7 protein-coding genes and 1 pseudogene are annotated in these 8,142 nt (G+C 44.2%); 1 reads left to right on the top strand and 7 read right to left on the bottom strand.

What is annotated here, in order from left to right; translation table 11 throughout:
• Positions 1–88: 88 nt before the first annotated feature.
• The 3 genes from metF to R7M92_RS24450 all read right to left on the bottom strand — a co-directional run bounded on the left by metF (position 89) and on the right by R7M92_RS24450 (position 4,838).
• Entirely contained in the window at positions 89–991 is a 903-nt protein-coding gene (gene metF / locus R7M92_RS24460; RefSeq protein ID WP_005381345.1) for a methylenetetrahydrofolate reductase, read from the bottom strand.
• A 262-nt stretch (positions 992–1,253) separates the two neighbouring features.
• Positions 1,254–3,662 (bottom strand): bifunctional aspartate kinase/homoserine dehydrogenase II, encoded by a 2,409-nt coding sequence (locus R7M92_RS24455; protein WP_318134522.1) that lies wholly within the window; start codon positions 3,660–3,662, stop codon positions 1,254–1,256.
• 15 nt (positions 3,663–3,677) lie between these two features.
• Positions 3,678–4,838, bottom strand: a complete 1,161-nt coding sequence (locus R7M92_RS24450; protein WP_017633522.1) for an O-succinylhomoserine (thiol)-lyase — start codon at positions 4,836–4,838, stop codon at positions 3,678–3,680.
• 225 nt (positions 4,839–5,063) lie between these two features.
• On the opposite strand from R7M92_RS24450, the gene metJ reads away from it, so the two are divergent.
• Positions 5,064–5,384: a met regulon transcriptional regulator MetJ gene (metJ, locus tag R7M92_RS24445; RefSeq protein ID WP_005381353.1), complete on the top strand. Its 321-nt coding sequence runs from the start codon at positions 5,064–5,066 to the stop codon at positions 5,382–5,384.
• Positions 5,385–5,497: 113 nt separating this feature from the next.
• Here metJ and R7M92_RS24440 read toward each other — a convergent pair whose 3' ends face one another.
• The 4 genes and pseudogenes from R7M92_RS24440 to R7M92_RS24425 all read right to left on the bottom strand — a co-directional run.
• On the bottom strand, positions 5,498–6,775 hold the full coding sequence (locus tag R7M92_RS24440; RefSeq protein ID WP_005381358.1) for a malic enzyme-like NAD(P)-binding protein: 1,278 nt from the start codon (positions 6,773–6,775) through the stop codon (positions 5,498–5,500).
• A 206-nt stretch (positions 6,776–6,981) separates the two neighbouring features.
• Entirely contained in the window at positions 6,982–7,458 is a 477-nt protein-coding gene (gene bfr, locus R7M92_RS24435; protein WP_005381359.1) for a bacterioferritin, read from the bottom strand.
• Between the two features lie 93 nt (positions 7,459–7,551).
• Positions 7,552–7,740, bottom strand: coding sequence for a (2Fe-2S)-binding protein (locus R7M92_RS24430; protein WP_005381360.1), 189 nt, complete (start codon positions 7,738–7,740; stop codon positions 7,552–7,554).
• Positions 7,741–8,071: 331 nt separating this feature from the next.
• Positions 8,072–8,142: pseudogene (locus R7M92_RS24425) on the bottom strand (elongation factor Tu); the annotation flags it as partial.

Raw genomic sequence — 8,142 nt, 5'->3', positions numbered from 1 at the left:
CTTTAAAATACAAAACGCCCGATGAAGTACATCGAGCGTTTTAGTTAAAAAGTGTCAACCCATATCAGGACGGGTCATGAAACCAGATTTACGCACCGACTACTGCGCGAGGACGAACACCCAACGTATGACATAACGCGTAAGTCATCTCTGCACGGTTTAGTGTGTAGAAGTGAAAGTCCTTAACCCCTTCACGACTCAGTACACGCACCATATCAATAGCTTGGCTAGCTCCTACAAGCTGGCGAGTCACCGGATCATCATCCAAGCCATCGAATTGTTTGCTCATCCATCCTGGTACTTTCACATTGTTCTGTGCCGCAAAGCGAGACGCTTGCTTAAAGTTCGATACAGGCAAAATTCCTGGCACAATTTCTACGTCAATTCCTGCTGCGACACAACGGTCACGGAATCGCAGGTAAGACTCAACGTCAAAAAAGAACTGAGTAATAGCACGGTTTGCACCTGCATCTACCTTACGTTTTAGGTTCAATAAGTCAGACTGAGCGCTTTTAGCTTCAGGGTGAACCTCAGGGAATGCAGCAACGGAGATATCGAAATCGTGGCGTGATTTCAGCAGCTCAACCAAATCCGAGGCATACATATCAGGCGCACCGCCACCTGGAGGAATATCACCACGCAGAGCGACGATATTTTCAATACCATTGTTCCAATAATCATCGGCAATATTAATCAACTCTTCACGAGTCGCATCAATACAAGTGAGATGGGGAGCGGCAACCAATCCGGTTGTTGCTTTAATTTCTTTAATGATGGAGTGTGTTCTGTCACGCTCGCCGGAGTTCGCACCGTAAGTCACAGAAACAAATTTAGGTTGAAGCGTTTTAAGACGGTGCACTGAATTCCAAAGTGTTTCTTCCATCTTAGCGCTGCTTGGCGGAAAAAACTCAAACGATACATTGATGTTATCTGATAACTCAGCAATATTCTGGTTCAAGGCGTCGATATGGCCTGCGTGCGTATATCCCATCTTACTCTCCCTGCGGCACTCCGCCACGAAAACAAATCCTTAAAATCGACGTTTAGACGTCTATATGTCTACAGAATGTATTGAATACGATTTAATGTCAACCTTGTAATTATGAATTTTTCTCAAGTTAATAATGAAGATAGTTCAAGTTTCTACTTGAGCATCATCTCGCCATTTTGCACGGGTTATGACTTCAGTATGGCACTGATAGGGGAATAAAAAACCCTGGATTAATTCCAGGGTTTTTAGGTCAATCGCAACTTTAAAATAAACCAGCCAATCGGTTGAGGTCGGATTGAATAGCGCCGGCTGTCACTTCTCTGCCTGCGCCTGGTCCTCGAATGACCAGAGGGTTATCTTTGTACCACTTGCTCTCTATGGCAAAAATGTTATCGCATGGCAATAAGTTGGCGAGCGCGTGCTCACGAGATAACGCTTCGACTCCCACCGTTGCTTTACCATTTTTTTCTAAACGCGCCACATAGCGAAGCACTTGATCGTTTCTCTGTGCTTTTGTCAGACGCTCTTGAAGTATTTCACTCAACAACGCTCCATTATCGAAGAAATCATCTAAGCTCAGTTCTCTTAATTCTTCTGGCACCAAAGACTCAACTTTAACGCTGTCTGGTTCTATATCTAGGCCCGACTCTCGAGCCAAGATGACTAACTTACGCATTACATCGGAGCCATCTAAATCAGAACGAGGGTCAGGTTCGGTTAACCCTTGCTGCCAAGCAAGATCGACTAAATCATTAAATGGCACAAAACCATCAAACTGTTGGAACAGCCATGATAGCGTCCCCGAGAAAATACCCGATAGAGCGACGATTTCATCCCCACTTTCACGAAGATCTCGCACGGTATGGTTTATCGGTAACCCAGCACCAACCGTTGCGTTGTATAGCCAATGACGACCAATTTTAGCGAATGCATCTTGAACCTGATGGTAGTACTGACTATCTGCGGAACCGGCCACTTTGTTAGCGGAAATCAAATGAATGCCTTGCTGTGCGATTTCTACGTAGCGCTGAGCTAACTCTTTACTCGCGGTAACATCAAGCACGACGGCTTCATCATAGCTTTTAAGCGCTCCCAAACGTGCCAGCCAATCCCCATTGTTGGCTATGCTTTCATCATCAAATCGTTCAGCAACACTCGCCGCCTCAATACCTTGCTCATCGAACCAATAGGTTTGGCTATCCACAACCGCGACAAGATCAAAGCTCATACCATGACGTTTTTCGAGCTCACTTTTTTGCGTCGCAAATAAATTTAACCAACTAGAACCAATATTACCCTTGCCACATAAAGCCACTGCCACGCGTTTTTGCGCTTGGAACAACTGGCTATGAATCGTTTGAACCAACGCCTCGGTATCAGTACGGCGCAAAACAGCGACTAGGCTCAGCCCTGAGTCTGTTTCAGAGATAAATTCTACCGGAGAGTGCTTTAGCTTCTGATAAAAGCCAAAGCAATGATTGGCGTTTTTCGTAACGCCTGCACCTACCGCAGCTAAGAGCGAGTAACCTTCTTTTAGCTTAATTTCTGCCTCTACCGCAAGCTCTTGCAAGTGTTTCAATGCACCACCGGCGATTTCTGCGGTGTAAGCCAAGCGTAGCGTGTGCTGATCGGATTGAGCTTCAAATGCCAGTGGCTCTAATTGCACGCGCTGCAACGCTTGTAATACATCACTCTGTGTTTTTTCGAAGTCGTGCCCATGCATGAAAGACAACTGCACCAATAAAACATCATCCAGTGAAGTAATAATTTTAGCGCCACGACCAGATGCCAATACACGCTCAATACGAGTAGAACCCGACTCTGGCAGATAGCTACACTTGAGATTAAGGTCCATGGTACTTTGCGCCACAGGCTGAAGCGTACGACTGTGTAGCACTGGGGCAGCTAAGCGAGCAAGTTCACTGGCTTCATCCAATCGAAGTAACGGTAATAAACAAGCGTCAGACACCAAACGTGGATCGGCACTATAAACACCAGCAACATCACTCCAAATCGTGACAGTATTGACTTCAGCAAGCGCGCCTATGACCGTTGCAGAATAGTCAGAGCCGTTACGACCAAGTAGAATGGTTTCTCCTGCCTCGTTCTGAGCCATAAAGCCAGTAATTACCACACGTTTATGGTTATGCTGCGCGAGGATCTCTTTAATTAAAGGGTATGAACGAGCGCGATCAACCTCTGGTTGAGTTCCCGCTTCTGCACGTAAAAACGCTCGTGCATCTTGTGCAACCGCAGGGATAGAACGTTGAGATAATAACGCGGCCAATAGGCGAGCAGACCATACTTCTCCGTGTCCCAGTACCGCGGCTTTTTGCGCATTAGTGAGTGGTGCAGTCAGCTCCGAGAGAGTACTGAACTCATCATGTAATAAAGCTAACAGCTCTTCTTTTGCTTCACTCTCCAACAAGCTTTCTATTAGCTCAGTTTGGAACTGTCTCAAGCTTTGAAGCGCTTCATGCGCAATTCGGCCATCTTTATTTAACCCTTCCAAAAACTCAATCAAGCGGTTAGTGGTTTTTCCTGCAGCAGATACGACCACAAGATCATTTTCTGTCGAATACTCCTTGAGAATACCCACAACGCGTAAGTAGCATTCTGGGTTTGCTAAGCTACTGCCACCAAACTTATGCAGCTGACGTTGTACAGTCATTGTTATCGTCTCCTATTACTGGGTAGCTTTAGCGAACGCTTGTTCTAAATCTGTGATGAGGTCTTGTGCATCTTCCAAACCGACAGACAAACGCAATAGTTGATGAGAGACCCCAGCCTCCGCCAGCGCCTCCTCACCCATTGCACGGTGCGTCATGGATGCTGGGTGGCAAATCAAACTTTCTACACCACCTAATGACTCTGCTAATGAAAACAGTTGGAGCTCTTTCACAAACACCTTTAACTGCTCAAACGAACCAGCAAACTCAAAACTCAACATAGAGCCAAAGCCCGTTTGCTGCTTTTTAGCAATGTCGTGACCTGGATGTTCCGGCAGGCTTGGATGATAGATAGTTTTAACTAACGCTTGTTTCTGTAGGTAAGCTAGTACCTGCTGTGAGCTCTCTTCATGTACTCTCATACGAGCACCAAGCGTACGAATACCTCGCAGTGTCATGTAACTATCGAAAGGTGTGCCCGTTGCACCAATACAATTGCCCCACCATGCAAGCTCTTCTGCATGCGCTTCTGTGTTGGTGATGATTACCCCACCAATTACGTCCGAATGACCGTTGATGTACTTTGTTGTGGAGTGGATAACAAAATCCGCACCTAGCTCTAAAGGTTTTTGGTACACGGGTGTCAAAAAGGTATTGTCCACCGCAACTAACGCGCCGACTTGTTTCGCTTTTTCACAAGTAGCTGCAATATCCACTACGCGAACCAGAGGGTTTGACGGAGTTTCTAGCAAAATGAGTTTTGGTTTTTGTGCCAATGCAGCATCTAAAGCCTGTTCGTCTGATTGATCGACAAACTGAACCTTAAAATCGCCTTTGTTAGCTCGGGTATTAAAAAGACGATAGGTACCACCATAACAATCGTGAGGAGCAATAATGAGATCATCTGGGCCGAGAAAAGCGGAAACCCATAAATTTAATGCCGACGTACCGCAATTAGTAACAACCGCTCCTTTTCCAGACTCAAGTTCAGATAGCGCACTTTCCAACAGTCCGCGGTTTGGATTACCAGATCGTGTGTAATCATACTTGGGCACTTCACCAAAAGCAGGAAAACCATAGTTAGTAGAAAGATAAATAGGTGGAACGACAGCATGATATTGGCTGTCTGATTCAATACCAGTGCGTACTGCAATGGTCGCAGGTTTGCGAGTGCTCATGGGTGTATCCTTTCACGGGTAATGACTTCTAAATAGGAATGCGCTATATCTAATGAGTAACATAAAGTGATCAACACGCTTCCTTTGCTGTTATGTTCACTTTACTCGTCAAAAAATGAGACGTCAACACTTCTAGACGTCTATATGTCTTTGCTTATGGCGGTAAATGCAGCTAAAATCAGCACCTAAATTATTTTTAACCGATTACATAAATGAAGGTGTGCAATGGCTGACTGGAATGGCGAATACATTAGCCCATATGCAGAGCACGGCAAAAAAAGCGAACAAGTAAAAAAAATTACCGTCTCTATCCCGCTAAAAGTTTTAAAGGTGCTAACTGATGAGCGTACTCGCCGTCAGATCAATAACTTACGCCATGCAACCAATAGCGAATTGCTATGCGAGGCATTTTTGCACGCGTACACAGGTCAGCCACTTCCGACAGATGAAGACCTTCGTAAAGACCGTCCTGATGATATTCCAACAGAAGTAAAAGCGCTGATGACGGAAATGGGCATCGAATTTGAGTCATTCGACGAAGAATAAAAAAGCCTGATAAAAGGTTTCAGGTAATAACTCTTGCCTCGAGCCAAATGGATGACATAAAAAATGGGACGCAATAGCGTCCCATTTTTTGTGTATCACATCTGAAAGATATATTACTCTGCCATGTAGTTTTCAGGCATCTCGATACGAGCTACACCTGAATTAACCGCCGCCTGAGCAACCGCTTTTGCAACACGTGGTAGCAAACGTGAATCCATTGGTTTTGGAATAATATAGTCCGCACCAAACTCTAGCTTATCAACACCGGCAGCCTTCAATACAGCTTCAGGTACAGGCTCTTTTGCTAGCTCGCGAATCGCCTCAACGGCTGCAAGTTTCATTTCATCATTGATTTCACTTGCACGCACATCAAGAGCACCACGGAAAATGAATGGGAAACACAATACGTTGTTAACTTGGTTAGGATAATCACTACGGCCAGTACCCATGATCAAGTCATCACGAACTGCGTGAGCAAGTTCCGGCTTGATTTCAGGATCCGGGTTAGAACATGCGAATACGATTGGCTTATCAGCCATCAACTTCAACGCTTCCGCTGGCAACAGGTTTGGACCAGATACACCTAGGAACAGATCTGCACCTTCAATTACGTCTTCTAGTGTGCGCTTATCTGTATTGTTCGCAAATAACTGCTTATATTCATTAAGGTCATCACGACGAGTGTGAATCACACCTTTGCGATCTAGCATGTAGATTTTTTCGCGCATTGCACCGCATTTGATCAGAAGCTCCATACACGCTACAGCGGCAGCGCCAGCGCCAAGACAAACAATTGTTGAATCTTCAAGTTTCTTACCTTGAAGTTCGATTGCATTCAGCATACCCGCTGCCGTTACAATAGCAGTACCATGTTGATCATCGTGGAATACTGGTACATCACAACGCTCAATCAGACGCTTTTCAATCTCAAAACAGTCTGGTGCTTTAATATCTTCAAGGTTGATACCGCCAAAAGTGTCTGCAATGCTCGCAACAGTATCAACAAACTCATCGATCGTGCGGTGCTTAACTTCAATATCAATAGAGTCAAGACCTGCGAAACGCTTAAACAGTAACGCTTTACCTTCCATCACTGGCTTAGATGCAAGTGGACCTAGGTTACCTAGACCTAGAATAGCGGTACCGTTAGAAATAACAGCAACCATGTTCCCTTTTGCAGTGTACTTGTACACGTTATCCGGGTTTTGTGCGATTTCACGCACTGGCTCTGCAACACCAGGGCTGTAAGCAAGGGCAAGATCACCCGCCGTTTCCGCAGGCTTTGTAAGTTCGACAGCAATCTTTCCTGGAGTTGGATAAGCATGGTAATCCAATGCTTTTTGGCGATGTTCTTCTTCTGGAGTGGCTGCTTGGTGGTTGTCTTCAGACATGGACGTTTCTCTTTTTTATTTTTAGGTAAGGGGGCATAAATTCTATCGGATAGAAATCAAACTTCATAGGCAAGATTGCGAGCAATATCCTTAAAAAGCCGATAATAAAAGAGATTAGACCAGATAACGGGGTTAAGCACCTGATTTTCGAGTCAGGTGCTCTTTCTTCTTACTATTATTGGAGTATGCAAACTCAGAAAGTATCGTTACTCTTCGTCCACGTATTGCGCTTGGAGATAATTCTCAATACCAGACATTTCAATCAAGCCAAGTTGCGTCTCTAGCCAATCAACATGTTCTTCTTCATCTTCAAGAATATCTTGGAAGAGATCTCGAGACACATAATCTCGAATGTCTTCAGCGTAGGCAATCGCATCTTTTAAATCTGGAATAGCCGCCATTTCAAGCTTTAAATCACACTCGAGCATTTCCTTGGTATCTTCACCAATCATCAACTTACCTAAATCTTGTAGGTTCGGTAGGCCTTCAAGGAACAAAATACGCTCAATTAGATGATCGGCATGCTTCATCTCATCGATAGATTCGTGATATTCCTTGTCTGCTAGGTGCTTTAAGCCCCAGTCTTTATACATTCGGGCGTGAAGAAAATATTGATTAATAGCGACGAGCTCGTTACCGAGCACTTTATTGAGATGTTGAATGATGATTGGATCGCCTTTCATGACAAAACCCTCCTCTTTGGCTTCATTTAAATGTAGAAGCAAATGAGAAGGTGTCAAAATGTAAGGCAAATAATTACTGCATACTTACAGCAATTAGCTGGCTTGTTTAAATTCCGTGTAACTAGTTTCCGCTAAAATTTCCTTGGCCTGTCTGATGCACTTACCACATTGGCTGCCCAATGCCGTGCACTTTTTGATTCCTTTAATATCTGTTACGCCTTCATCTATCGCCAACTTCCTAATTTTTTTGTCGGAGACACCATGGCAAAGACAAACGTACATACTCAAAAAACCTATAAAACTAATCTGTGACAAACAATATAAACAAGAATAGTTCTTGTTACCAGTCGCATTATGGTGTCCGCTCAGAATATTTGGTTATAACGATTTTACCGCTGCAGGAAAAGATCAAAGGGTTAAGAGGGGTGAGTAAAAGCGTTAAGAAACAAAGCCGGTAAAACTCTGTTTTTAAATCGAAAAAGTGACGTCTTTTATTTCAACACTTATAACTAAATGTAATCTAGAAATGAAAAAGGGAAGCCTAAGCTTCCCTTTTCGATGCGCTTTCTTCAAAAAGAAGAACAGTGCAAGATTTCGTTTAATTCGTTATGAATTAGTCGAAGATCTTAGCAACAACACCAGCACCTACTGTACGGCCACCTTCACGGATCGCGAAACGTAGAC

Source organism: Vibrio sp. Vb2880, from assembly GCF_033337975.1.
Taxonomy (GTDB): Bacteria; Pseudomonadota; Gammaproteobacteria; order Enterobacterales; family Vibrionaceae; genus Vibrio; species Vibrio alginolyticus.
The sequence above is the reverse complement of the archived record's forward strand: the minus strand, read 5'-3'. Positions and strand labels throughout refer to the sequence as shown.